Origin of the sequence: Methylobacterium sp. J-068 (assembly GCF_022829445.1) — a bacterium.
In the GTDB taxonomy this organism is placed as follows: Bacteria; Pseudomonadota; Alphaproteobacteria; order Rhizobiales; family Beijerinckiaceae; genus Methylobacterium.
Genome location: NZ_JAKSXY010000044.1, coordinates 23,681 through 48,093 on the forward strand (window position 1 = coordinate 23,681; position 24,413 = coordinate 48,093).

General features: G+C 71.2%; 26 protein-coding genes and 1 pseudogene. 6 read left to right on the top strand and 21 right to left on the bottom strand.

Features of this window, described 5'->3' with window-relative positions; translation table 11 throughout:
• Nucleotides 1-70: 70 nt before the first annotated feature.
• Entirely contained in the window at nt 71-2,242 is a 2,172-nt protein-coding gene (gene pnp, locus MKK54_RS03750; RefSeq protein ID WP_244009233.1) for a polyribonucleotide nucleotidyltransferase, read from the top strand.
• Between the two features lie 124 nt (nt 2,243-2,366).
• Here the strand turns inward: pnp and phnN are convergent, their stop codons facing one another.
• From phnN to phnG, 8 genes are read right to left on the bottom strand one after another with little or no spacing between them, the layout of a single operon-like run.
• Entirely contained in the window at nt 2,367-2,903 is a 537-nt protein-coding gene (gene phnN, locus MKK54_RS03755) for a phosphonate metabolism protein/1,5-bisphosphokinase (PRPP-forming) PhnN (protein WP_244009234.1), read from the bottom strand.
• Nucleotides 2,903-4,066: an alpha-D-ribose 1-methylphosphonate 5-triphosphate diphosphatase gene (locus MKK54_RS03760; RefSeq protein ID WP_409564121.1), complete on the bottom strand. Its 1,164-nt coding sequence runs from the start codon at nt 4,064-4,066 to the stop codon at nt 2,903-2,905. Before MKK54_RS03760 ends, phnN begins: the two co-directional genes overlap by 1 nt.
• Nucleotides 4,063-4,767, bottom strand: a complete 705-nt coding sequence (gene phnL / locus MKK54_RS03765; protein WP_244009235.1) for a phosphonate C-P lyase system protein PhnL — start codon at nt 4,765-4,767, stop codon at nt 4,063-4,065. Before phnL ends, MKK54_RS03760 begins: the two co-directional genes overlap by 4 nt.
• 8 nt (nt 4,768-4,775) lie before the next feature.
• Entirely contained in the window at nt 4,776-5,549 is a 774-nt protein-coding gene (gene phnK / locus MKK54_RS03770; protein ID WP_244009236.1) for a phosphonate C-P lyase system protein PhnK, read from the bottom strand.
• Entirely contained in the window at nt 5,546-6,427 is an 882-nt protein-coding gene (locus MKK54_RS03775) for an alpha-D-ribose 1-methylphosphonate 5-phosphate C-P-lyase PhnJ (RefSeq protein ID WP_244009238.1), read from the bottom strand. The genes phnK and MKK54_RS03775 overlap by 4 nt, the downstream gene beginning before the upstream one ends.
• Complete coding sequence (locus tag MKK54_RS03780) at nt 6,424-7,572, bottom strand: carbon-phosphorus lyase complex subunit PhnI (protein WP_244009239.1); 1,149 nt, start codon at nt 7,570-7,572, stop codon at nt 6,424-6,426. The genes MKK54_RS03775 and MKK54_RS03780 overlap by 4 nt, the downstream gene beginning before the upstream one ends.
• A gap of 30 nt (nt 7,573-7,602) precedes the next feature.
• Entirely contained in the window at nt 7,603-8,250 is a 648-nt protein-coding gene (phnH, locus tag MKK54_RS03785) for a phosphonate C-P lyase system protein PhnH (RefSeq protein ID WP_244009240.1), read from the bottom strand.
• Nucleotides 8,250-8,729 carry a phosphonate C-P lyase system protein PhnG gene (gene phnG / locus MKK54_RS03790; protein WP_279597151.1) on the bottom strand — a complete coding sequence of 160 codons (480 nt, stop codon included), beginning with the start codon at nt 8,727-8,729 and terminating at the stop codon, nt 8,250-8,252. The genes phnH and phnG overlap by 1 nt, the downstream gene beginning before the upstream one ends.
• A 73-nt stretch (nt 8,730-8,802) precedes the next feature.
• On the opposite strand from phnG, the gene phnF reads away from it, so the two are divergent.
• Entirely contained in the window at nt 8,803-9,585 is a 783-nt protein-coding gene (gene phnF / locus MKK54_RS03795; protein WP_244009242.1) for a phosphonate metabolism transcriptional regulator PhnF, read from the top strand.
• Nucleotides 9,586-9,588: 3 nt separating this feature from the next.
• Here phnF and phnE (MKK54_RS03800) read toward each other — a convergent pair whose 3' ends face one another.
• From phnE (MKK54_RS03800) to MKK54_RS03825, 6 genes and pseudogenes are all read right to left on the bottom strand, one after another.
• On the bottom strand, nt 9,589-10,440 hold the full coding sequence (gene phnE, locus MKK54_RS03800; RefSeq protein WP_244009243.1) for a phosphonate ABC transporter, permease protein PhnE: 852 nt from the start codon (nt 10,438-10,440) through the stop codon (nt 9,589-9,591).
• Nucleotides 10,437-11,315, bottom strand: coding sequence for a phosphonate ABC transporter, permease protein PhnE (phnE, locus tag MKK54_RS03805; RefSeq protein ID WP_244009244.1), 879 nt, complete (start codon nt 11,313-11,315; stop codon nt 10,437-10,439). The genes phnE (MKK54_RS03800) and phnE (MKK54_RS03805) overlap by 4 nt, the downstream gene beginning before the upstream one ends.
• Before the next feature lie 39 nt (nt 11,316-11,354).
• On the bottom strand, nt 11,355-12,281 hold the full coding sequence (phnD, locus tag MKK54_RS03810) for a phosphonate ABC transporter substrate-binding protein (protein ID WP_244009246.1): 927 nt from the start codon (nt 12,279-12,281) through the stop codon (nt 11,355-11,357).
• Nucleotides 12,282-12,310: 29 nt separating this feature from the next.
• On the bottom strand, nt 12,311-13,108 hold the full coding sequence (gene phnC / locus MKK54_RS03815; protein WP_244009247.1) for a phosphonate ABC transporter ATP-binding protein: 798 nt from the start codon (nt 13,106-13,108) through the stop codon (nt 12,311-12,313).
• A 77-nt stretch (nt 13,109-13,185) separates the two neighbouring features.
• A pseudogene (locus tag MKK54_RS03820) lies at nt 13,186-13,437 on the bottom strand (chloramphenicol acetyltransferase); the annotation flags it as partial.
• A gap of 26 nt (nt 13,438-13,463) precedes the next feature.
• Entirely contained in the window at nt 13,464-14,153 is a 690-nt protein-coding gene (locus tag MKK54_RS03825; RefSeq protein ID WP_244009248.1) for a DUF1045 domain-containing protein, read from the bottom strand.
• 186 nt (nt 14,154-14,339) lie between these two features.
• On the opposite strand from MKK54_RS03825, the gene MKK54_RS03830 reads away from it, so the two are divergent.
• Both MKK54_RS03830 and MKK54_RS03835 read left to right on the top strand, forming a co-directional pair.
• Nucleotides 14,340-15,248 (top strand): DUF3108 domain-containing protein, encoded by a 909-nt coding sequence (locus MKK54_RS03830; protein ID WP_244009249.1) that lies wholly within the window; start codon nt 14,340-14,342, stop codon nt 15,246-15,248.
• 258 nt (nt 15,249-15,506) lie between these two features.
• On the top strand, nt 15,507-15,728 hold the full coding sequence (locus MKK54_RS03835) for a DUF2892 domain-containing protein (RefSeq protein WP_244009250.1): 222 nt from the start codon (nt 15,507-15,509) through the stop codon (nt 15,726-15,728).
• A gap of 114 nt (nt 15,729-15,842) precedes the next feature.
• Here the strand turns inward: MKK54_RS03835 and MKK54_RS03840 are convergent, their stop codons facing one another.
• Entirely contained in the window at nt 15,843-16,109 is a 267-nt protein-coding gene (locus MKK54_RS03840; RefSeq protein ID WP_244009251.1) for a GlsB/YeaQ/YmgE family stress response membrane protein, read from the bottom strand.
• A 288-nt stretch (nt 16,110-16,397) separates the two neighbouring features.
• On the opposite strand from MKK54_RS03840, the gene MKK54_RS03845 reads away from it, so the two are divergent.
• Complete coding sequence (locus MKK54_RS03845; RefSeq protein ID WP_244009252.1) at nt 16,398-16,757, top strand: RidA family protein; 360 nt, start codon at nt 16,398-16,400, stop codon at nt 16,755-16,757.
• Nucleotides 16,754-17,887 carry a polyamine ABC transporter substrate-binding protein gene (locus tag MKK54_RS03850; RefSeq protein ID WP_244009253.1) on the top strand — a complete coding sequence of 378 codons (1,134 nt, stop codon included), beginning with the start codon at nt 16,754-16,756 and terminating at the stop codon, nt 17,885-17,887. The genes MKK54_RS03845 and MKK54_RS03850 overlap by 4 nt, the downstream gene beginning before the upstream one ends.
• A gap of 67 nt (nt 17,888-17,954) precedes the next feature.
• Here the strand turns inward: MKK54_RS03850 and MKK54_RS03855 are convergent, their stop codons facing one another.
• The 6 genes from MKK54_RS03855 to MKK54_RS03880 all read right to left on the bottom strand — a co-directional run.
• Nucleotides 17,955-19,355 (bottom strand): murein hydrolase activator EnvC family protein, encoded by a 1,401-nt coding sequence (locus tag MKK54_RS03855; RefSeq protein WP_244009254.1) that lies wholly within the window; start codon nt 19,353-19,355, stop codon nt 17,955-17,957.
• 146 nt (nt 19,356-19,501) lie between these two features.
• Nucleotides 19,502-20,158 carry a protein-L-isoaspartate O-methyltransferase family protein gene (locus tag MKK54_RS03860; RefSeq protein WP_244009255.1) on the bottom strand — a complete coding sequence of 219 codons (657 nt, stop codon included), beginning with the start codon at nt 20,156-20,158 and terminating at the stop codon, nt 19,502-19,504.
• 60 nt (nt 20,159-20,218) lie between these two features.
• Nucleotides 20,219-20,983: a 5'/3'-nucleotidase SurE gene (gene surE, locus MKK54_RS03865; protein WP_244009256.1), complete on the bottom strand. Its 765-nt coding sequence runs from the start codon at nt 20,981-20,983 to the stop codon at nt 20,219-20,221.
• Nucleotides 20,983-22,536 carry a serine--tRNA ligase gene (serS, locus tag MKK54_RS03870; protein ID WP_244009258.1) on the bottom strand — a complete coding sequence of 518 codons (1,554 nt, stop codon included), beginning with the start codon at nt 22,534-22,536 and terminating at the stop codon, nt 20,983-20,985. The genes surE and serS overlap by 1 nt, the downstream gene beginning before the upstream one ends.
• An 80-nt stretch (nt 22,537-22,616) precedes the next feature.
• A complete protein-coding gene (locus tag MKK54_RS03875) occupies nt 22,617-23,567 on the bottom strand; it encodes a LolA family protein (RefSeq protein WP_244009259.1) in 951 nt (316 codons plus the stop codon).
• A gap of 180 nt (nt 23,568-23,747) precedes the next feature.
• Nucleotides 23,748-24,413: DNA translocase FtsK (locus tag MKK54_RS03880; protein ID WP_279597152.1), on the bottom strand; the 666-nt coding region annotated here is incomplete at its 5' end.

The window sequence follows — 24,413 nt, forward strand, 5'->3', positions numbered from 1 at the left end:
TTGCATCGCGCTCCCCGCCATCTTGCCCCTGACGGCGCCGGGTTCGCCCGACCGCAGGAAGGCATGAGATATGTTCGACGTTCAACGTGAAGAGCTGATGTGGGGCGACCGCAAGCTCGTCCTCGAGACGGGCAAGGTCGCCCGCCAGGCCGATGGCGCCGTGATGGCGACCTACGGCGAGACCTCGGTGCTCGCCACCGTCGTCTCGGGCAAGGAGCCCAAGGCCGGAATCGACTTCCTGCCGCTCACCGTGAACTACCAGGAGCGCGCCTACGCCGCCGGCCGCATCCCCGGCGGCTACTTCAAGCGCGAGGGCCGCCCGTCCGAGAAGGAGACCCTGGTCTCCCGCCTCATCGACCGTCCGATCCGCCCCCTCTTCGTCGAGGGCTGGCGCAACGACACCCAGGTCGTCGTCACCGTGCTGACCCACGACCTCGAGAACGATCCCGACATCCTCGCGATGGTGGCGGCCTCCGCCGCCCTGACGCTCTCGGGCGTTCCGTTCATGGGCCCGATCGGCGCCGCCCGCGTCGGCTACGCCAACGGTCAGTACGTCCTGAACCCGCACGTCGCCGACCTCGAGGCCTCCACCCTCGACCTCGTCGTGGCCGGCACGCAGGACGCTGTCCTGATGGTCGAGTCCGAGGCCAAGGAACTCGGCGAGGAGGTCATGCTCGGCGCCGTGATGTTCGGCCACAAGCACTTCCAGCCGGTGATCGAGGCGATCATCCGCCTCGCCGAGAAGGCCGCCAAGGAGCCGCGCAATTTCCAGGCGCCCGAGAACGGCGACGTCGAGGCCGCCGTGCTGGAGGTCTGCGAGGCGGAGCTCCGCGCCGCCTACAAGAACACCGTCAAGCAGGAGCGCTACGCCGCCGTCGACGCCGTGAAGGCGAAGGTGGTAGCAAGCCTCTGCCCGGCGGAAGGCGAGCAGCGCTTCAGCCCTGAGAAGGTCAAGGCCGCGTTCAAGGAAGCGCAGTCGAAGGTCGTGCGCTGGAACATCCTCGACACCGGCTCGCGCATCGACGGACGCGACGTCCGCACCGTGCGTCCCATCGAGTCCCAGGTCGGCGTGCTGCCGCGCGCCCACGGCTCGTCGCTGTTCACCCGCGGCGAGACCCAGGCCCTCGTGGTCGCCACCCTCGGCACCGGCGAGGACGAGCAGTTCATCGACGCTCTGGAAGGCACCTACAAGGAGACCTTCCTGCTGCACTACAACTTCCCCCCCTACTCGGTGGGCGAGACCGGCCGCATGGGCTCCCCGGGCCGCCGCGAGATCGGCCACGGCAAGCTCGCCTGGCGCGCCATCCACCCGATCCTGCCCCCGGCCCACGAGTTCCCGTACACGATCCGCGTCGTGTCCGAGATCACCGAGTCCAACGGCTCGTCCTCCATGGCGAGCGTCTGCGGCGCCTCGCTCTCGCTGATGGATGCGGGCGTGCCGCTCCGCCGTCCGGTGGCGGGCATCGCCATGGGCCTCATCCTCGAGGGTGAGCGCTACGCCGTGCTGTCCGACATCCTCGGCGACGAGGATCACTTGGGCGACATGGACTTCAAGGTGGCGGGCACGGAAGCCGGCATCACCTCGCTGCAGATGGACATCAAGATCGCCGGCATCACCGAGGAGATCATGAAGGTCGCCCTGCATCAGGCGCAGGAAGGCCGCGTCCACATCCTCGGCGAGATGGCGAAAGCCCTGACCGACGCCCGTCCCGAGCTCGGCGAGTACGCGCCGCGCATCGAGACCATGCAGATCCCCACCGACAAGATCCGGGAAGTGATCGGCACCGGCGGCAAGGTGATCCGCGAGATCGTCGAGAAGACCGGCGCCAAGATCAACATCGACGACACCGGCACGGTGAAGATCGCCTCCAGCGACGGCAAGGCCATCAAGGCCGCCTACAACTGGATCCGCTCGATCGTGGCGGAAGCCGAGCCGGGCATGATCTACGACGGCACCGTCGTGAAGACGATGGAGTTCGGCGCCTTCGTGAACTTCTTCGGCGCCAAGGACGGCCTCGTCCACATCTCGGAACTGGCCGCGCAACGCGTCGCCAAGGTGACGGACGTCGTCAAGGAAGGTCAGAAGGTTAAGGTCAAGTTCCTCGGCCAGGACGACCGCGGCAAGATCCGCCTCTCCATGAAGGTCGTCGACCAGGAGACCGGCGAGGACCTCACCGAGAAGCTCAAGGCCGAGCGCAACGCCGAGCAGGACCGCGCCCGCGGACCCCGCCAGGAGGCGTGAGCCGCATCACCGGCCGGGCGCATCGGCGCTCTGTTGAGGGATGAGAATCGAGAAGCGCGGCCCCGGCGGGGCCGCGCTTTTTCGTTGTGCCCAGAACGGCGTTGCGCGTCCCCGAGACCGAGGATCAGGCCGCCCGCGCGCGCAGGTGCGCGATCAGCACGGCCGCCGCGCTCTCCGGGTCGCGATCGTTCCGGATCGTGCACTCGGCCTCGATCGGCGCCACGCGGTCGAGGCGGGTGCGCAGGTCACCGTCCTCGGGACGCCCCCGCGCGGCGAGGCGGCGGGCGAGGATGTCCGGCGCGGCCGTGACGGCGGCGACGCCCACGTTCGGCAGAGTGAGGCGGGCTTGCCCGACGATGCGGCGGGAGACGTTGCAGACCACCAGGCGCCCGACGCGCGCCTCGGCCAGGGTCTCAAGGGCGATCGCGTAGCCGAGGCCGTGCGCGCGCCAGTGCAGGGCGAAGGCACCCAATTCCGCCCCGGCCGCGAAGGCGCCTTCCGTGATCGCGAGGTTGTCCTCGTGCGCGGAAGGCGCCCGGGTCACGAGGCGGCGCGGGAAGACGAAGCGGGGATCATGGCCGAGCGCGTCCCGCGCCAGCCGCAGCAGGGTGTCCTTGCCGGCTCCGCTCGGGCCGACCACGAGGACGAAGCCGCCGGGCATCACACCACCCGCGCGCCGGCGCGCCAGACCTGACGCACCACGGGCACGCCCCGGGCGAGGCGGACGCGGACGAGATCGGCCCGGAGACCGGGCTCCAGCCGGCCGCGATCGGTCAGGCCGGTGGCGCGGGCGGGGTTGGCCGTCACGGTGGCGATGGCCTCCGGCAGGCCGATGCCGGGCACCCGCTCGGGCAGCCCGAAGGCCGCCATCAGCAGGCTCGCCGGCACGTAGTCCGAGGACAGGATGCTGAGGGTGCCGGCCTCCGCCAGGGTATGCGCCGCGACGTTGCCGGAATGCGAGCCGCCCCGGATGAGGTTGGGCGCCCCCATCATCACGGTGATGCCGGCCGCGTGCGACGCTTGCGCCGCCTCCAGGGTGGTGGGGAACTCGGCGAGCGCGACCGATTCCGCGCGGGACTGGGCGACATCGGCCAGGGTGGTGTCGTCGTGGCTGGCCAGCGGAATGCCGCGCTCCCGCGCCAGGGCGACGAGGGCCGGGCGGTTGACCGCGTTCAGGGCGCGGCCGTCGCGCATCTTGCGCTCGGTGCTGCGCTGGATCTCCTCCAGGGAGCGGCCGCCGCGCCCGGCGTAGACGTAGTACTTCGCCACGTCCCGGAACTGGCGCTGGCCCGGCGTGTGGTCCATCAGCGACAGGAGCCCGATCGCGTAGCGCTCGGCGAAGGCGCGCGCGGTCTCGACCACGTCGGTGGAGGGAATCTCGCAGCGCAGGTGCGTGCGGTGCTCGGCCCGGAACAGGTCCGCGTCGCGCGCCTCCGCCAGGGCGCCGGCGAGAAGCTCCAATTCGGTGCCCAGGCCGCTGCCGTCCGGGTCGGTGCCGGCGCGCAGGGAATCGAACACCGTGGTGATGCCGGACGCCGCGATCTGCGCGTCGTAGGCGAGCACCGCCCCGAGGGGATGCCAGCGCACGCCCGGACGCGGGGCGTAGTGGCTCTCCAGGTGGTCGGTGTGGAGTTCGACGAGGCCCGGGACCAGCGTGTCGCCCTCGCAATCGAGGCCGCGCTCGGGCGGGGCGCCGGTGCCGATCTCGGCGATGCGCCCGTCGACCACGGCGAGCCAGCCGGTCTCGACCCGGTCGGGCAGGACGAGGCGCGCGTTCGCGAGGATCTCGACCCGGCCCGTCATGCTGGTGTGTTCCCGGTTCATGCGGCCCGTGCTCCGCGGAAGGTACTGACGTCGACGATCCGCGTCGCCACCGCCGCGCGGATATCGGCGTCGTGGAAGATCCCGAGGATGCCGACGCCCGCCGCGCGCTTCTCGGCGATGAGGTCCACCACGACGGCGCGGTTCCGCGCGTCGAGGGAGGCGGTGGGCTCGTCCATGAGGAGGATCGGCCGCGCGGCGATGAGGCCGCGCGCGATGTTCACCCGCTGCTGCTCGCCGCCCGAGAAGGTGGCGGGCGGCAGCGCCCACAGGCGCTCGGGCAGGTCGAGGCGGGCCAGCAGGTCGCCCGCGCGGGTGCGGGCCGCCTCGGGGGTCAGCCCTCCCTCGATGCCGGCGGCTTCCACCACGGCGCGGGCGCCGACCCGGGGAATCACCCGCAGGAACTGCGAGACGTAAGCGAGGGTGGTGCGGCGAAGCCCCAGGATCTCGCGCGGCGCGGCGGTGGCGAGATCGACGACGCGGGTCCCGTCGTGGACCCGGATCGCCCCCGTGGCGCAGCGATAATTGCCGTAGGCCATCTTCAGCAGCGAGGACTTGCCCGCCCCCGAGGCGCCCCCCAGCACCACGCACTCGCCCGGATGGACCGCGAGGGTGGCGCCCGAGACGACGGGGAGCACGGTGCCGCCGCGCAGGTGCAGGGTGAAGCTCTTGCCCACCGCGTCGAAAGCCAGAAGGGGCGTCATGCGGGGCGTCATGCGGCGAGCACCGAGGAGACGAGGAGCTGGGTGTAGGCGGCCTGCGGATCGTCGAGCACCTGATCGGTCAGCCCGGTCTCGATCACCCGGCCGCCGCGCATCACCAGGACGCGGTGCGAGAGCAGGCGCGCCACGGCGAGGTCGTGGGTGACGATGATCACCGCGAGGCCGAGTTCGGCCACCAAACCCCGGATCGTGTCGAGGAGGCGGGCCTGCACGGAGACGTCGAGGCCCGAGGTCGGCTCGTCCATGAGCACGAGGCGCGGCGCGGTGACGAGGTTGCGGGCGATCTGCAGGCGCTGGCGCATACCGCCGGAGAAGCGCGTCGGCGGGTCGTCGATCCGGTCGGGCGCGATCTCGACGCGGGCGAGCCAATCGAGGGCGGTGGCGCGGATGCGGCCGTAATGCCGCTCGCCGATGCCCATCAGGCGCTCGCCGACATTGCCGCCGGCCGAGACCGCCATGCGCAGCCCTTGCGTGGAATCCTGGCGCACGAAGCCCCAGTCGGTGCGCATCAGGGCCCGGCGCTCGGCCGCGCTCAGGGCGGCGAGGTCGCGGGTGGCGCCGTCGCGCATGCGGTAGGCGACGGAGCCCGCATCGGCCGCGACCTCGCCGGCGACGAGCGAGAGCAGGGTCGACTTGCCGGAGCCGGATTCGCCCACCACCGCCAGCACCTCGCCGGGATCGAGGGTGAAGCCGATCCGGTCGCAGGCGCGGCGCCGGCCGTAGCTCTTGGTCAGGCCGTCGACGGTGAGCAGGGGCTCGGTCATGCGGCCTCTCCGGTATGCCCGTCCGCCCGGCGGGTCTCGCAATGGTCGGTGTCCGAGCAGACGAACATCCGCCCGCCGGCATCGTCGAGCACCACCTCGTCGAGATAGACGCCTTGCGCCCCGCAGAGCGCGCAGGGGTGCGCGAAGCTCTGGACCCGGAAGGGATGGTCCTCGAAGTCGAGGCTGCGCACCCGCGTGTAGGGCGGAATCGCGTAGATGCGCTTCTCGCGGCCCGCGCCGAAGAGCTGGAGCGCGGGGCAATCGTCCATCTTCGGGTTGTCGAATTTCGGGGTCGGGGAGGGGTCCATGACGTAGCGGCCCGCCACCTCCACCGGGTAGGCGTAGGTGGTGGCGATGTGGCCGTGGCGGGCGATGTCCTCGTAGAGCTTCACGTGCATGAGGCCGTACTCACCGAGCGCGTGGAGTTCGCGCGTCTCGGTCTCGCGCGGCTCGAGGAAGCGCAGGGGCTCGGGGATCGGCACCTGGTAGACCAGCACCTGCCCCTCGGCGAGCGGCGCCTCCGGGATGCGGTGGCGGGTCTGGATCACGGTGGCCCGCGCCGTCCGCGTCGTCGTGGCGACGCCGGCGGTGGCGGTGAAGAAGCGGCGGATCGAGACCGCGTTGGTGGTGTCGTCGGCCCCCTGGTCGATCACCTTGAGCACGTCCGACGCGCCGAGGATCGCGGCCGTCAGCTGCACGCCGCCGGTGCCCCAGCCATAGGGCATCGGCATCTCGCGGGCGGCGAAGGGGACCTGGTAGCCGGGGATCGCGATGGCCTTGAGGATCGCCCGGCGGATCATCCGCTTCGTGCCCTCGTCGAGATAGGCGAAGTTGTAGCCGGTGCCGCCCGTGTCCGTGTCCGTGACCTGCGGGTTCATTCGGCGGCCTCCCGCCGGGTGGGCTCTTCGAATTCTTGGGGCTGCGATTCTTGGGGCTCGGCTTCTTCGGGCACGGCGGCCCGCGCGGCGTGCTCGGCGCGCAGGCGCCGGACGAGGTCGAGCTCGGCCTGGAAGTCGACGTAGTGCGGCAGCTTCATGTGCTCGACGAAGCCCGTCGCCTGCAGGCTGTCGCAATGGGCCAGGACGAATTCCTGGTCCTGGGCCGGCACCACCACCGCCTCGCCGAGTTCGGCGGCCCGCAGCGAGCGGTCCACGAGCGCCATCGCCATGGCCTTGCGCTCGCCCTGACCGAAGACGAGGCCGTAGCCCCGGGTGAATTGCGGCGGCACCGCGCCGTGCCCCTGGAACTGGTTGATCATCTGGCACTCGGTCATCTCGACCGTGCCGAGGCTGACCGGAAAGCCGAGCTCCTCGGGCGTGAACGCGAGCGCCACCGCGCCGACCCGGATCTCGCCGACGAAGGGATGGGTGCGGCCGTAGCCGCGCTGCGTGGAGTAGCCGAGCGCCAGGAGGAAGCCCTCGTCGCCCCGCGCCAGGGCCTGGAGCCGCAAGGCCCGGTCGGCCGGATAATCCACTGGCTCGCGGGTGAGGTCGCCGATGGGCGCGCCCACGTCCGGCGGGGAGGGTTCCAGCAGGCCGGCCTGCCCCAGGAGGTCGGTGACGCGCGGGCAGGCGGCCTCGTCCGGCTCGGCCTCGGCGGCCGGCGCGGGGGCGGCGCCCTCGGCCAGGGAGAAATCCACGAGGCGGTGGGTGTAGTCGAAGGTCGGGCCCAGCACCTGCCCGCCCGGCAGGTCCTTGAAGGTGGCGGAGATGCGCCGCGCCAGCGTCATCGCGCCGGTATCGAGGGCCTCCGTGGCGCCGAGGCGGGGCAGCGTGGTGCGATAGGCGCGCACCAGGAACACGGCCTCGACCACGTCGCCGCGCGCCTGCTTCAGGGCGAGCGCGGCGAGATCAGGGTCGTAGAGCGAGCCCTCCGTCATCACCCGGTCGACGAGGAGGCGCATCTGCTCGCGGATCTGCGCCACGCCCAGGTCGGGCACGGACGGGTCGCCGCGCCGGGTTTCCGCGAGGAGACGATGGGCGTTGTCGATGGCGGCCTCGCCGCCCTTCACGGCTACGTACATGGCAAGACCCCGATCACGACAAGACTTCGATCACGACGAGACCTCCGGGGCGACGGGGCGGGCCGAGCGCGGCAGGCCGGCGAGGCGTCCGGGCGCGACGAAGAGGAGGTCGATGCCCTGCGGAAAGCCGGCCTGGTTCGCGACGAGGCGGGCGACCCAGTCGGCCGGCAGGGGGCCCGCACCGAACCGCGTCGCTTCCCGGAGGCCCGGCCCCGCGAAGGCGGGGCCCGCGTCGTTCGACAGGGTCTCGACGGCCAGGATCAGGGTCGCGGAGGCATCCGGGTGGGCGAGAGTACCCTGCGCGAACGCCGTGAAGGCCGGACACCGCGCCGGATCGGCGATCAGCGCGAAGGTCGCCCGCTCCGGCTCGGCGACGATCGGCGCGCCGGTGTGGAAACGCAGGAACGCGGCGACCGCCGGTTCGGCGCGCAAGGGCGCATCGAGCCAGACCGGCGTGTCGGCGTCGACGAGAGCCAGGGCCAGGGCCGCGAGTTCCGGGGTGAGCGGGGCGGGGGGCGCCAGGGCGGTGACGAGGGGACCGATCCGGCCGGGCCGGCTCAGGGCCTCCATCGCGGCGCGGAACACGCCCTGCGCGTCGTGAACGGGATCGGGGAAGCCGCGGGCGAGGGGGCGGGTAAGGGGGCGGGCGAGAGCGGCGTCGACGGAAGCGCGCGCCATCAATCCTCTCCCCGCGCCAGGGTGAAGAAGTTCACCCGCGTCGCCGCGACCTTGCGGGCCGCCCGGGCCGCCGCCGCCGCCCGACGCTCGGCGATCGCGGCGAGCGCCGCCTCAATCGCCGGTCGCGCCTCCGGGCGCTGCCAATGCGCGTCGAGGATGGCCGCGAGGCGCGCCCGCGCCCGGTCGCGGCCGAGATGGTAGGCAAAGCCCGTCTCGCCGCCGGGCAGGCGCACGGCGGCCCGCGTGACCGTGGCCTCGCCGGCGTTGAAGGGACGGCCGTCGCCGCCGATTCGCCCGCGCACCATCACGAGGCCGGTCTCCGGCGGGCGCAGGTTCTCGGCCGCGAGGCCTGCCCCGGCCCGTGCCAGAGCCTCGCGCAGCTCGTCGCACGTCGCCATGCCGGCCCGCGCCATCGCGATTTGCCGCGCGGAAACGTCTGGCGTCCCGGGGTCGGGTGGTGTTTGGCTGGCGCTCGGCATCAATGGCTGTCTCCAAACATGTCTATATGTGTAGACAAGTGGATCAATCGACGCAAGGATTTTCGGGCACGTCATGGATGAGGCGAGCGACACGCGCGTGACGGACCTTCGATCCGTGACGGACCTGCGGCCCGTGACGGCCCTGCGGCGAGGGGGCGGCCTGGCCGCTTGGCGGCAGATCGCGGACGCGCTGGCGCAGGATATTCGCGACGGGGCGTTCGCCGCCGGGGCGCAGCTTCCCGCCGAATCGGCGCTGGCCGCGCGCTTCGGCGTGAACCGGCACACGGTGCGCCGGGCGCTCGGCGTGCTGGCCGAGGACGGGCTGGTGCGGACGAGCCAGGGCAGGGGCAGCTTCGTGGAGCAGGGGCCGATCCCCTACCCGATCGGGCCCCGGACCCGGTTCTCCGAGATCGTGTCGCGCGCTGGCCGCGAGGCCTGGGGCGACCTCCTGTCGGCCACGACGGTGCCGGCCGATGCGGGCTGGGCGGAGGCGCTGGGCATCGCGCCCGGCGCTGCGATCCTCGCCCTCCTGACCCTGCACCGGGCCGACGGCGCGCCGATCTCGACGGCCCGGACCTGCCTGCCGCTGCCGCGCTTCGCCGGCTTCGACGCCGCTTACGCCGCCAGCGGCTCGATCACCCGCGCCTATGCCGGGTTCGGCGTGGCGGACTACACCCGGCACTCGACCCGGATCGGCGCCCGCCCGGCCAGTCCCGAGGAGGCCGAGCGCCTCGACATCGCCCCCGGCCGCACCCTGATCGCGCTCTCGAGCGTGAACGTCGATGCCGAGGGCCGGCGCATCCAGGCGACGCGCAGCCTGTTCGCCGCCGACCGGGTGGAACTGGTGGTGGAATAGGCGCTAGCGCGCCGCGCCCCCGATCAGCGCCCGGCGCAGGCGCCCCGAGACGGCATCGATCCCCGCGACGGTGACGAGGATCATCAGGATCAGGAAGGCGACCTGGCGCAGTTCGAGCACGCGGATCAGTTCCGTGAGGTACTGGCCGATGCCGCCCGCGCCCACGATGCCGATGATGGTGGCCGAGCGGGTGTTCGATTCGAACAGGTACAGCACCTGACTGCCGAGCACCGGCAGCACCGCCGGGACGATGCCGAAGCGGATGCGGTGCAGTTCGGCGCCGCCCGAGGCGGAGACGCCCTCGCCGGCCTTGCCGTCGACGGTCTCGACCGCCTCCGAGAACAACTTGCCCAGGGCCCCGAAATCCGAGCAGGCGATGGCGAGCGCCCCCGCGAAGGGGCCGAGCCCGACGACGTTGATCCAGATCAGCGCCCAGATCAGCACGTCGACGGACCGGACCACGTCGAGGCCGCGCCGGACGGCGAAATGCGCGAAGGGGTTCGGCACGACGTTGCGGGCGGCCAGGAACGCCACCGGAAACGCGAGGCACGCCGCCGCCAGGGTGCCGATGAAGGCGATGCCGAGGGTCTCGGCAAGCGCGTGCAGGAAGACCCAGCCACGGCCGCCGGCCTCGGGCGGCAGCATCAGCAGGCTGAATTCGCCGAGGCGCCCGAGGCCGGCGAGAAGGCGGGCGGCGGAAAAATCGAGCCGGACCATCGCGTAGGCGGCGAGCGCGACGAGGCCGGCGACCGCGAGGCCGGCGAGGACATGCGCGCGCCGGGCCGGCCGGAAACACTCCGGGTAGCGCTGCCGCAGGGCGGCGATCTCGGCCGGGGAGGGCGTCGGCGGGCTCATCGCAGGCCTCCGAGCAGCCGGTGGCGCAGGCGCTCCGTGCCGAGGTCGATCGCCATCACGGTGAGCATGACGAGGACCAGGATCGCGCTGACGTCGGCGTAGTAGAAGTTGCGAATCGCGACGAGGAGTTCCTGCCCGATCCCGCCGGCCCCGACGAAGCCCATCACGCCCGCGCCGCGCACGTTGATCTCGAAGCGCAGGAGCCCGTAGGAGACGAAGTTCGAGAGCACCTGCGGCAGCACGGCGAAGCGCAGGATCTCGATCCGGCCGGCCCCGGCGGCGGTGAGGCTCTCCACGGGCTTCATGTCGATGTTCTCGACCACCTCGGAGAACAGCTTGCCCAGGGCCCCCGTGCTGTGGATCGCGATGGCGAGCACGCCCACCATCGGGCCGAGGCCGAAGGCGATGACGAAGATCAGCGCGAACACGATCTCCGGGACCGTGCGGCCGAATTCCAGCCCGCGCCGGACGAGGAAACGGACCGTCCGGCCCTGGGTCACGTTGGCGGCGGCGGAGAAGCACAGGAGGAAGCCGCCGACGGCGCCGAGCAGGGTGCCGAGATAGGCCATCAGCAGGGTCTCGCCCAGGAGCGCGAGCCATTTCGGCCAGCCCCAGTACCATTCGGCGAGGTCGCCCCGCAGGTGTCCGAGGGTCAGGGGCGGCAGGATCTGGGCGATGTAGGCGGTGAATTTTCCGAGGTTGGCCGCCAGCAGCCACGGGCGCACCTCGGCGGCCCGCGCGGCGAGCGCGGTGAGGACGACCAGCACCGCGAGGCCGAGCCAGGCCCGCCGCCGGGTCGCGGCGGCGGCGCCGTCATAGGCCCCCGCCAGGGCGGCGGCCCGGTCGGGGGACAACGGCGTGATCCGTTCAGGCATGCGGGGAACCCGGCGCAGGCGTCCGGAGGGCCGCGCGGATCAGGACTTGCGGCGCTGGTCGTCGTTGAACTTCAGCATCTCGATGATCGGCTGGTAATCCTTCAGGGTCACGGGCGTGAGGCCGAGATCCTTGCCGTCCGAGAGCCGGTCGAAGGCCGCCTTGTCGGCCGTGGGCAGGTCCACCAAGGCCTGGCGGAGCTTCGCCTTGAGGTCGTCGGGCAGGCTCGCCAGCATGGCGAAGGGCCCCTCGGGCAGGAAGTCGGACTTGAACACCACGCGGAAGTCGTCCTGGCTCATCGAGCGGCCGTCGGGCTTCCTGAGCAGCCCCTTGGCCGCCATGCGGGTCACCATGGTGTCGGTGTCGGTGTTGTAGAGGTTCGCGGCGGCGTCCACCGTCCCCTGGACGAGGGCGAGCACGGCGTTCTCGTGACTGCCGGCATAGACGGTCCTGCCGAAGAACGCGTCCACCGGGTGGCCGGCCTTGTGCAGGAAGAAGCGCGGCGCCTGGTTGCCGGAGGTGGAGTTGGGATCGACCAGGGCGAGGTTCCGGCCCTTCAGGTCCGCGATCGTCCTGTACGGGCTGTCGGCGCGCACGTAGATCACCGAATAGTAGCCCGATGCGCCGGTGTCGTGGCGCTGGTTGACGATCGGCTCCACCTTGACGCCGGTCATCACCGCGCGGGCGAAGGAGGCCGGACCGTAGAAGGCGAGCTGGGCGTTGCCGGCGCGCTGGCTCTCGATCACGGCGGCGTAGTCGTTGGCGATGCGCAGCCTCACCGGCACGCCGAGGGCCTTCGAGAGATAGGCGGTCATCGGCGCGTAGCGGTCCGCGGTGCCGGACGCGTTCTCGGCCGGGATCACCGCCAGGGTCAGTTCCGGATAGGCCGCCTTCCAGTCCTGCGCGGCGACCGGCGGGGCGAGGAGCGCGAGCGCGATGGCGCCGGCGAGGGTGCGACGGGTCAGCATGGGACTCTCCCGGAGGAACGGCACAGGGATCAGGCGACGAGGGCTGTGGGGTAGGCAGCGCGGGGGGAGGCGGGCGCGTCGAGCACCTCGCCCGCCTCCAGCCCATAGAGCCGGCGGGCCACCTCGTCGGTGAGGTCGGCGGGCGCGCCGTCGAACACGAGGCGGCCATCGGCGAGGCCGACGAGGCGGTCGCAGAAGCTGCGCGCGAGGTCGAGGGAGTGCAGGTTGCACAGCACGGTGATGCCGTGGCGGCGGTTGGCCTCGGCGAGGGCGTCCATGACGATGCGGGTGTTGCGCGGATCGAGGGAGGCGACGGGCTCGTCGGCCAGGATGACGTCCGGCGCCTGCATCATCGCCCGCGCGATGGCGACGCGCTGCTGCTGGCCGCCGGAGAGCTGGTCGGCGCGATGGCCCGCGAAGGCGCCCATGCCGAAAGCGTCGAGGGCGCCGAGCGCCAGGGCGCGCTCGCCCTCCGACCAGAGCTTGAGGAGCGAGCGGTGCCGCGGCACCTCCGACAGCCGGCCCATCAGCACGTTGCTCAGCACGTCGAGCCGACCGACGAGGTGGAATTGCTGGAAGATCATGGCGCAGCGCGCCCGCCAGCGCCGCAGGTCGCGGCCGCGCAGGGCCGTGACGTCGAGACCATCGAACAGGATGCGTCCGCCGGTGGGCTCGGCGAGGCGGTTGATCATGCGCAGCAGGGTCGACTTGCCGGCCCCGGAGCGCCCGATCACACCCACGAAGGCGCCGCGCGGGATGGTGAGCGAGACGCCGTCCACCGCGCGCCGATCACCGTATTGACGGGTGAGATCTTCGAAGATCAGCATGACGTTGTCCGGCGGAAACGGTGTATTCCGGTAAACGCCTCCCGCACGACAGGAGAATGACAGTATTCGGCTAAATACTACCGGTCATCGGGCGTCCCCGCTTCGTGACGTTCCAGGAAGGCCTCGATCGACAGGGCACGGAAGTCCGGCAAGGCCCGGCGCAGGCGCGCGTGGTCCCACTCCCACCAGGCCAGGACCCGCAGGCGCTCGGCGACGGCTTCGGGACAGCGCCGTCGTACCACCCGGCCGGGATTGCCGACCACGATGGTGTAGGGCGCCACGTCCCGGGTCAGGATCGCGCCCGCGCCCACCACCGCGCCGGTCCCGAGGCGATCGGACACCATCGCGTGCTCCTTCAGGGGCGAAACGCCATGCGGCGCAGGAGGCGGAACGGCGCGCCGTCCTGCGGACGCTCCTGAACGACGACGCTCACCGCATCGATGACGAGGTCGGGGACACCCCGATAGGCCTCCGCCAGGGCTGGCAGGAACGCCTCCCGGTCCCGTGGCGCGAGGCCGCCGGTCAGCGTCATGTGAAACCGGAACGCCTCGAAGACGTGCGGGTAGCCCCAGCGCTCCAGCAGCGAGCGTTCGCGGGGCCCGAGGTGCTCGGGGCGGCGGCGCGCGCGCTCGGCCCCGGTCAGGGGCGCGCGCAGCGGATCGAGGGCCGCGACGCACTCGGCGGCGAAAAGGCCGAGAGTGGGCGGCGCGGCCTCCGGCACCAGGGCGATGACGTCGCCGAGGGCCGTGACGCGCAGAGGCCCGACCAGGATGGGCTCCCGGTGCAGCGCCAGCCCCTCCGCGGCCGCGAGGAGATCGGCTTCCGTCACGCCCGGCCCCAGGCGCATCGGCGCCTTCAGGGTGGCGTGGAAGCCGTAGACGCGCGGCTCCGCGGTGTTGGCGGCGAGGAAGGTCCGCAGCGCCTCCGGAACGCCCGGGACGCCGTCCCCGAGGATCGCGTCCCTGAAGATCGCGTCCCCGAACGCGTCCAGCGCCGATCCCGGAGCGGGCGTGAAGTACAGGGCGTATCGGGCGGGTCGATCCAAGGCGGTCGTTCTCGCGGTCGTTCTCAAGGCGGCTCCGTTCGCGCCGGGCATTCCGCGCGCGGGGTGCCGAAGCGCTCATAGGAGACGGCGCCGACGCTGATATGACAAGGGTCCGTGCGTCGGGGTTCCACGGCGACGGCTCGCGCGGGCCGGGGAGCGGGCGCGCGGTACGAGGCGAGGTGAGGCATGAACGCCGTGTCCGGCCGCAGGTGCAGGCGAGCGACCGCCCGAGCTTCGACGCTCGCGCGGGCCTCGACGCTCGCGCTGCTCGTGGCCGGCGGCGGCTCCGCGCAGGCCGTCGGCGAGGCGCCCACGCGCCGGTTCGACGTCGCCTACAGCCTCAGCTTCCTCAACCTGCGCGTCGGCGAGGCGACGCTCGCCGTCGAGCGGGCGGGCGAGCGCTACGCGCTGGAGCTCGAGGCCGGCCTGCGGGGCCTCGCGGGCTTCTTCCTCGACGGCGCCGGCAAGGCCGTGGTGGCGGGATCGACGGCGCGCGGCGGCGCGGTGACGGCGACGTTCCGCGTCGACAGCCGCTATGCCGGCAAGCCGATCGCGGTGGTGCTGGACCTCGCGGGCGGGCGGGTGCGCAGCGCCACGGTCGAGCCGCCCCCGACGCCGCGGCCCGACCGCGTCCCGGTGAGCCCGCAGGACCTGATCGGCGTCACCGACCCCCTCACGATGCTGACGATCCCCCTCCGGGACGCCCCCCTGGAACCGGCCCTGTGCGACCGCCGCATCGCGGTCTTCGACGGGGCGATGCGGGCCGATCTCCTGCTGTCGCGCGGGAGCGTGGTCGCGGTGACGGAGGGGGCCTATCGCGGGCCGGCCCTGGATTGCCGGGTGCGCTGGGTGCCGATCGCGGGCCACCGGGCGCAGGGCACCAACGTCCGGCGCATGGCCGAGAACGACGATCTGCACGTGCGCTTCGCCCCGATCCTCGACGGCTCGCTCCTGCTGCCGGTCTCGATCGCGGTCGCCACCGGATGGGGCACGGTGCGCATCGAGGCGACGCGCTGGGGCGACGCGCCACCCGCCGCCAAGGCGGCACCGAGCGATAAGCCCAACGTGACGGTGCGCCTGCCCAACGCCCGGTAGGCGCGGCCGATGCGCCGACCGCTCGCGCGCCGCCTCAAACCGGTTGATCCGCTTCGATCGAGCGTACGCGCACCGATCGACGAGGTCGCGAGAGCTGGCCGGGGATCGAAGCCTGGGGATACGTTGCCGGAATGTTTCGCTCATCACGTGCCGGCGCAGGCGGCCCGGTGTCGCGCCGCACCGACACGCCCCCGCGCCGTGGAACGCCGCCCCACCCGCCGCGTTCGCCCCGCGACGCAGCACAGGAGCTTGCCACCCATGGCCAATGCGATGATCCACGACATCTTCAGCGGCACCCCGAACCTGACCACCACGGAGCGCGCCGTGTCGGTGGTGCTCGGCCTCGGCATCGCCGCCGCGGCCGCGCAGCCACGTCCGAACAAGTGGCTGAGCCTCGCCGCCCTCGTGGTCGGCGCGGGCCTCGCCATTCGCGGCGCCACGGGTCACTGCGCCGTCAAGGCGGTGACGCACGAGGCCTGAGCGCCGGAAGGCCCGATGCCGGACGGCATCGGGCCTCGCACGGGTCCGGACATGAAAAAGGGCGCCTCCGAGGAGGCGCCCTTTTTCCGTGATGCTTTCAGCGTGTCGCGAGGCTCAGAGCGTCGTGGTCGAGCGGCGGCCCTGGATGAAGCCGTAGATCGCGAGCACCACGATGGCGCCGACGACGGCGCCGATGAGGCCCGCGCCCTGGTTCGGGCCGTACCAGCCGAGGGCCTGGCCGAGGAAGGTGGCGACGAAGGCGCCGACGATGCCGAGAATCGTCGTGAGGATGAAGCCCGACGGCTCGTTGTTGCCCGGCATGATGAACTTGGCGATGACACCGGCGACGAAGCCGATGATGATGGTCCAGATGATACCCATGAGCTGATCCTCGAACTTGGCCGAACCCTCTGGGTCGGACTCAAACGGCCGTAACGGCTGGCTTTGTCGCCTTGGCCTTAGCGCCTGGGGTGAGAACGCCGCAGCTTCGATTTGAGTTGCGCTGCAAGAGGCGAGTTTGTCGCGTGGACGCCACGCGGCATCGAAGGGCGTCTCCCCAGGCGGGCGGGGCCTTTACGGCGGATGGCCCGGCGCGGCACAACGCTGACCCGAGCCGCGGCGCCACGGGGCGCCCCAGGGCCGACACGCGAAGAGGCACGAAACCCGACCATGACGATCCAGCGCTTCGAATCCGGTCCGCGCATGAGCCAGGCCGTCAGCCACGGCGACCTGGTCTTCCTCGCCGGCCAGGTCGCCGGCACCGCGGTGGGCGCCGGCGTCACCGCGCAGACGCAGGAGATCCTCGGCGAGATCGACCGCCTGCTGATGGCGGCCGGCACCGACAAGAGCCGCATCCTCACGGCCACCATCTATCTCGCCGACATCGCCACCTTCGCGGAGATGAACGCCGCCTGGGACGCCTGGGTCCCGAAGGACAACCCGCCCGCCCGCGCCACGGTGGAGGCCAAGCTCGCCGCCCCCGAATACCGCGTCGAGATCGTCGTCGTGGCGGCCAAGGGACAGGCATGATCCGAGCCGGCACCCGCCGCGCGCTCATCACCGGGGGCCTGCTGGCCGGGGCGCTCGCCGCCCTGGCCTTCGGGGCCGGCGCCCGCGCGCAGGCGCCGGCCGGGACGCGCGTCGTCAACATCTACAACTGGTCGGATTACATCGACCCCAAGGTGCTCGAGGCCTTCACGAAGGAAACCGGCATCAGGGTCGTCTACGACACCTACGACAACAACGAGATCCTCGAGACCAAGCTGCTCGCCGGGCGCTCCGGCTACGACGTGGTGGCGCCCTCCGGGCCGTTCCTGCAGCGGCTGATCCGGGCGGGCGTGTTCATGCCCCTCGACAAGGCCCGGATTCCCAACCTCGTCCATGCCTGGCCCGAGATCGCCGCGCGGCTCGCCACCTACGATCCCGGCAACACCTACGCCGTGGACTACATGTGGGGCACCACCGGCCTCGGGGTGAATCTCGGCCTCGTGCGCGAGCGCCTGGGCGCGGGCCAGCCACTGAACACCTGGAGCCTCGTCCTCAATCCGGGCCTGATCGCCAAGCTCAAGGATTGCGGCGTGATGCTGCTGGACTCGCCCGAGGACCTGATCCCCAGCATGCTGCCGTTCTACGGCCTCAAGCCCGATTCCAAGCGCTGGGACGACATCACCCAGGTCACCGACGCCCTGTTCAAGGTGCGGGGCTCGGTGCGCAAGTTCCACTCCTCGGAATACATCAACGGTCTGGCCAACGGCGATCTCTGCCTCGCGGTCGGGTATTCGGGCGACGTGATGCAGGCGCGAAAGCGCGCCGAGGAGGCCAAGAACGGCATCGAGATCGGCTATTTCGTCCCGCGCGAGGGTGCGCTGATGTGGTTCGACGCCTTCGCGATCCCGAAGGACGCACCCCACGCGGCGGAGGCCCACGCCTTCCTCGATTACATGATGCGGCCCGAGGTGGCGGCGGCCAACACCAACTTCGTCTCCTATGCCAGCGGCAACGGCGCGGCGAAAAAGTTCGTCAAGCCGGAGATCCTGGCCAATACGGGCATCTATCCCGACGAGGCGACGATGCAGCGCCTCTCCACCAACACCGCCTGGGACGACCGCACCCAGCGCTTCGTCACGCGCGCCTGGACGCGGGTGCGCACGGGGCGCTGAGGCCGCGAACGAGAAACGGCGGCCCCATGGGGCCGCCGTCCTGATGCGTCGACGGGGACGCTCGAAATCAGTTGCTGGCGAGGTGCGGCATCGGGTCGACCGGGGTCGCGCCCTTGCGGATCTCGAAGTGGAGCTGGGGCGAGGTCACGTTGCCGGAGGCGCCGGACTTCGCGATGGTCTGGCCGCGCTTCACCTTCTCGCCGGGGCGGACATCGAGTTCGCCGTTATGGGCATAGGCCGAGACGTAGCCGTTGGTATGGCGCACCAGCACGAGCTTGCCGTAGCCCTTCACGTCGGAACCCGCATAGGCGACGGTGCCGTCCTCGGCGGCCTTCACGGCCGTTCCCTCGGGCACCGAGATGTTGATGCCCTCGTTGCCGGACGAGCCGTAGCCCGAGATCACCCGGCCCTTGGCGGGCCAGCGGAACGACTGCTCCACGGCCGGAGCGACCGAGCTGGTCGTGGCGGGTTCTGCCTTCGTCTCGACGGCGGCGACTTTCACGGGCGCCTTCGCGGCTTCCTTGGCGGCAGCCTCCGCGGCCTTCGCCTCGGCGACCTTGCGGGCGGCCTCCTTGGCGGCGTCCGCCTTGGCGAGCTTGGCCTCGGCCTCGGCGGCCTTCCGGGCGGCGTCCGCCTTCTTGGCGGCATCGGCCTTCGCCGTGTCCACCTTGGCCGTGTCCGCCTTCACCTCGGCCTTGGCTTCCTTGATCTCGATCTTGCGGACCGGCTTGTCCTCGACCTTGGCGACGGCCTGTCCGGGGCGGACATGCTTCTTCGCGTCGGCGGCGGCCTTGGCCTCCGCGACCTTGCGGGCCTCGACCAGCTTCTTGGCCTCGGCGAGCTTGGCGGCGCTCGCCGCCTTCTCTGCGGCCTTCTTCGCCTCGGCGGACCGGCTGGCCTCGACCAGCTTGCGGGCCTCGGCGAGCTTGGCGGCCTCGACCTCCCGCTTGGCCTCGGCGGCCTCGCGCGCCTCCGCCTCGCGGCGGGCGTCGGCGGCGCGCTTCTCGGCGGCACGGTCGATCACCTTCGGCGCCGGAGCGGCGGGCACCGCGCGGGTGCTCATGCGGCCGGCATCGGGGTTCATGCCCGAGACCGCGGAGCCGGACGCCATACCACCGGACGTCATGCCACCGGAGACGGGCTCGGTGGAGGCGAGGCGGCTGGTCTGGACCCGCGCCGGGGCGGGCGCGGCGGCCACGGGGCGCGGCGACATCGCGACGCCCGGGGCGCCGAGCGCCTGGGACTGGATGCGGCTGGTGCGCACCACCGGCGCCGGCGCGATCTCGCCGTCGGGCAGGCTGCCCGTCGCGGCGGGCTCGCTCGATAGATTCGAGGCGAAGGGGTTGCCGAAAGGATCGCCCAAACGGGACGCATCCGAAGAACAGGCGGCCGCACCGCCTCCAATCACGCCGATGAGCGCGAAGCGCGACAGCGTCCTCAACCCTCGACCAGTCCCGCGAACCCGCATCGACGCACCTGTTTGCCTGACGCAACTTGATGCCATCATTCAAACCGGATTCAGGTTAAGCAACCGTTCCGATTCACCACGTTTGCGCCACGAACGGCGATGTCGGGAACCTTGAGCGGGAACCTCGGCCGGGAACCTTGGCCGGCCTACAGCACGCGGGCGCGGCCGGGCGTGAGCGGCGTCAGACGTAGGGCCGGGCCGGGCCGTGGGGCGTCGTGGCTGCGGTCGGCCCCGCGCGCCAGCGTGACGAGGGCCGTCGCTCCGGCCGGCCCGAGGGCGGCCACGAGACGGCCGCCGGGCGCCAGGGCGGCGGCGAGCGCGTGGGGCAGGGCCGGGACGGCGCCGTTGAGGAGGATGCGGTCGAAGGGCTCCAGCCCCGCGAGGGCGTCCGGGTCGAGCCCGTCGCCGGTCACGATCTCGGCCAGCGGCCGGTCCTCGGGCAGGAGGTTGTCGCGGGCATCCTCGGCCAGGGTGGCGTAGCGCTCGACGCTGCGGACGTGGCGGGCGCCGAGCCGCAGCAGCAGGGCGGTGACGTAGCCGGAGCCGGTGCCGACCTCCAGGATGCGGGCGCCGGGGCGCACGGCCAGCGCGGCCAGCATCGTCGCCACGATGGTCGGCGCCGTCATGGTCTGGCCGCAGGGGAGGGGCAGCGCGAGGTCGCGCCGGGCGAGGTCGCGGTGATGGGCCGGCGCGAAGCGCTCGCGCGGCACCCGCTCCATCGCCCGCAGGGTGTCGGTGTCGCGCACGCCCCGGCCCCGCAGGGCCATGACGAAGGCGGCATCCTCGATCGAGCCCTCGTTCATCGTGGGCACTCTCGCATCACGGCCGCCCTCGCATCATGGCCGCCCTCGACAGGCGCCCGCCTACTGCGAAAACCCTTGCGCGAAGCGCGTCAGGCTCGGCTCGTCCGTGAGGTCGAGGCGCAGCGGCGTCACCGAGATGCGGCGCTCGGCGATGGCCTTGAGGTCGGTGCCGTGGCCGGGCTCGAAGGTGGCCTTGGCGAAGGCGAGCCAGAAATACGGGTTGCCGCGCCCGTCCTGACGGGCGTCGATGGCGAGCAACGCCTGATTGCGAAAACCCTGCGCGGCCACCGCCGTGCCCTGGACCTCACCGGGCTCGCAATCGGGAAAATTCACGTTGACGACGATGCCGGGCTCGATCCCGATCTCGAGGATCTTGCGGACCACGCCAGGCCCGTGCTCGGCGGCGCAGTGCCACTTGATGGCGCCGCGCCCGCCGGCACCGTAGGCCTGGCTCAGCGCGATGGAGCGCACGTTGAGGATGGTGCCCTCCATCGCCGCCGCGATGGTGCCCGAATAGGTCACGTCCTCGGCGACGTTCTGGCCCCGGTTGACGCCCGAGAGCACGAGGTCCGGCCCGTGATCCTTGAGGATGTGGCGCACCCCCATGATCACGCAGTCGGAGGGCGTGCCCTTCACGGCGAAGCGCTTCTCGGCCACCTGCCGCAGGCGCAAGGGGTCGTTCAGCGAGAGCGAGTGCGAGACGCCGGACTGGTCGGTCTCCGGCGCCACCACCCAGACGTCGTCCGAGATGGCGCGGGCGATCCCCTCCAGGGTTTCGAGACCCGGCGCGTGGATGCCGTCGTCGTTGGTGACGAGAATGCGCATCAGCTCTTGAACCCCTCGATCCGGTCGATCCCGCCCATATAGGCCTTCAGCACCGACGGCACCGTGACGCTGCCATCCGGGTTCTGGTAGTTCTCCATCACGGCGATGAGCGCGCGGCCGACCGCGACGCCTGAGCCGTTGAGGGTGTGGACGAAGTTCACCGCCTTGCCGTCCTTCGCCCGCACGCGCGCGTTCATCCGCCGCGCCTGGAAGTCGCCGCAGACCGAGCAGGACGAGATCTCGCGGAACGTCTCCTGGCCCGGCATCCAGACCTCGATGTCGTAGGTCTTCTGGCTCGCGAAGCCCATGTCGCCGGTACACAGCGTCATGATCCGGTAGGGCAGGTCGAGCTTCTTCAGCACGGCCTCGGCCGAGCCCAGCATGCGCTCGTGCTCGTTGGCCGATTGCTCCGCCGTGGTGATCGAGACGAGTTCGACCTTGTTGAACTGGTGCTGGCGCAGCATGCCGCGCGTGTCCCGCCCCGCCGACCCGGCCTCAGCCCGAAAGCACGGGGTGAGGGCGGTGAAGCGCAAGGGGAGTTCTTCCTCGCGCAGGATCGATTCGCGGACGAGGTTGGTGAGGGGGACTTCGGCTGTGGGGATGAGCCAGCGGCGATTTTCTAGAGGCCCAACGAATTTGAACAGTTGATCAATAACCGCTTCAAGCTGCCCCTTATAAGCGCCTATCTCCAAATCCTTTTTCTTAAAAAAAGTGCTTATTAAATTGGTATCCAGATCACCGATCTTATTTCCCAAGCGTTGTATTAATTCATCAATATTAAACGGCACTTCTTTTGTAACATTATTGAAATTATCTAATGCATTGCGATAATTTGATTCGACCAAATCTGCCTTTTGCTGAACGCCCTTGGGAAGCGTTCCTGACATTGCATAAAATTGGTCATCTTCAAACTTCGGCAACTGCGCCGTGCCGAACATCGCCTCGTCGCGCACGAGGATCGGCGGTGCCACCTCGGTATAGCCGTGCTCGCCCGTATGCAGGTCGAGCATGAACTGCCCGAGCGCCCGCTCCAGGCGGGCGAGTTGGCCCTTCAGCACCACGAAGCGGGCGCCGGACATCCGGGAGGCGGCCTCGAAATCCATCAGGCCCGAGGCCTCGCCGATCTCGAAATGCTGCTTCCCGGTAGCGAGTTGCGGGCGCGTGGCCTCGAAGCGGCGATACTCCACGTTGCCGTGCTCGTCGGCGCCTTCCGGCACGTCCGGGTTGGGGCGATTCGGGATCGCGGCGAGGCGCTCGTCCAGGGTCTTGCCGGTCTCGCCTTGCGCGTCTTCAAGCGCCGGCGCCTCCTCCTTCAGGCGGGCGACCTCGGCCATCAATTCTTGCGCGCGGGCCTCGTCCTTCGCCTTCTTGGCGCCGCCGATCTCCTTGGCCAGCGCGTTGCGGCGCTCCTGGTTGCCTTGCGCCGCCGAGACCGCGGATTTGCGCGCGTCGTCGAGGGCGATCAGCTCGGCCGCGAGCGGCGACAGGCCGCGCCGGCGCAGGGCCTCGTCGAAAGCGTCCGGGTTCTCGCGGATGGCGCGGATGTCGTGCATGGGCTCGGCTCGTGTGTCGCGAGCCCGACGCTTTGCAGCATCGGCACCGGCGCGACAAGGCCGGCCTCCGGTCCGCTCCGTTACTGCGCCCGGATCTGGCGCTCGGCCGCCCGGTCCTCGGCACGGCCGTAATTGATGAAGAACGCAGCCCCGTCGACGGCGCGGCCCTTCTGCAGGTTCGAGAGCTGCACGATGGTCTGGTAGCCCTGCGGATCGGTGATCCGCCACTGGCTCAGGGTCTTCAACTCGGCATCGAAGAACAGCTGGATCTTCGAGGTGCCGCCGAGCGTCGAGCGGTCCTCCAGGGCGATGCGCACGCCGCCCGGATCGTTGGAGACGTCGTTGACGGTCAGGTCCTTGGCGAGGTCGATCTTCTCCCGCAGCAGGAATTTCAGGGGCGTCTGCGAGATGAAGTAGAGGTCCTGGGTGCCGAGCTTGCGGTCCTTGACCGCCACCGAGGTGCCGTCGGCCACGATCTCCAGCGGCGAGGGCTGGTCGTAGTCGAAGCGCATGCGGCCGGGCTTGGCCAGGGTCAGCTTGCCGCCGATGCGGCGCCCGTCCGGGCCGATCTGGACGAAGCTGCCCGTGAGCGTGGTGATGCCGTTGAAATACGCGTTGGCCTGCGCGACCACGGCGGCCGGGTCGGCATCGGACGCGAGGGCGGGGGCGCCGACCGCCGCGACCTTGGCGGGCGCCTTCGCCTCAGCCTTGGTGTCCGCGATCTTGGTGTCCGCGATCCTGGCGCCCTCGGACGCCTTGGTCGCGGCCTTCGCGTCGGGCGTCTTGCTTGCCTTTTCGGCCGTGGCCTTGGCCGGCTTCGGCGCCTGGGCCACCGGCTTCTTCGGCGCGGCGGCCGGCGGCGCGGCCTCCGGGGCGGGTTCCGGCTCGGGGGCGGGGGCCGGCTGCTCCTTGCGTCCGAACAGGCCGTCGAGGAAGGAGGAAACCTGGGCGGAGGCCGGCTGCGGCAGGGCGAGCCCGGCCGCCAGGACGAGCACAGGACCGGCGGCGAGGCGGTGACGGCGGCCGATCATCGGGACGCTCTCCTGAAGGCAGTTCGAACGAGGCGGGTGCTGCCCGCTTAGAAGCCCACCCTGTGGCGAATATGCGACGGGTGGGGTTAGCATCGGACGAGCGCCACGCCGTGAGGCCGGCTCGACGATCCGCGTCAGGCCCCCTCTCCCGCTTGGAAGAGGGGGGTTCGGGCGGCGGGCTCAGTCGTCGTAGTCCATCATGCCGGAGGCGGCGTGGCCGCCCTCCATCAGGATCTCGCGCTTGCCGGCGTGGTTGGCCGGGCCGACGATGCCCTCGATCTCCATCCGCTCCATGATCGAGGCGGCGCGGTTGTAGCCGATCTGAAGGCGGCGCTGGATGTAGGAGGTCGACGCCTTCTTGTCGCGCATCACCACCTGCACGGCCTGGTCGTAGAGCTCGGCGCCGGGATCGATCCCGCCGCTGCCCGCATAGGCGCCGGCATCGAAGATCGGGGCGTCCAGGTCCTCGGCCTCGGCGGCCTGGGCCTTCTCCGCCTTGTCGGCCTTGTCCGCCTTCGAGCCCTTGGCCGGCTTCTCGTCGCTGCTGCCGTCATCCGCCGTGACGGCCTCGAGGTAGGAGGGGCGGCCCTGGCGCTTGAGGTGGGCGACCACGCTCTCGACTTCCGAATCCGAGCAGAACGGCCCATGCACGCGCGTGGTACGCCCGCCGCCGGCCATGAACAGCATGTCGCCCTGGCCCAGCAACTGCTCGGCGCCCATCTCGCCCAGGATCGTGCGGCTGTCGATCTTGCTGGTCACCTGGAAGGAGATCCGGGTCGGGAAGTTCGCCTTGATCGTGCCCGTGATCACGTCCACCGACGGACGCTGCGTGGCCATGATCAGGTG